The organism is Paenibacillus popilliae ATCC 14706 (assembly GCF_000315235.1).
GTDB lineage: Bacteria > Bacillota > Bacilli > Paenibacillales > Paenibacillaceae > Paenibacillus_B > Paenibacillus_B popilliae.
On the sequence record NZ_BALG01000556.1, the window covers coordinates 1 to 234 of the forward strand.

General features: G+C 51.7%; 1 protein-coding gene. It reads right to left on the reverse strand.

From position 1 onward, the window contains the following. Positions 1-234, reverse strand: a 234-nt coding sequence (locus PPOP_RS23175) for a sialidase family protein (RefSeq protein WP_042230390.1), incomplete at both ends; no start/stop codon positions are given.

Consider the following 234-nt stretch of genomic DNA (forward strand, 5'->3'; position numbering starts at 1 on the left):
TGATATTTCCTTCGCCCATCTTGAATGCCGGCATCCCTTCTGGCGCTGTCTCGCTCCAGGTCTGGCCGTCATCCGTAGAGTACAGCTTCACGCCATTTTCCTCTTTGACCATCAACTTGCTTTTCATTCCTTCTTCCGAGGCGAATTTATTTTTGATGATGATATTTCCTTCGCCCATCTTGAATGCCGGCATCCCTTCTGGCGCTGTCTCGCTCCAGGTCTGGCCGTCATCCG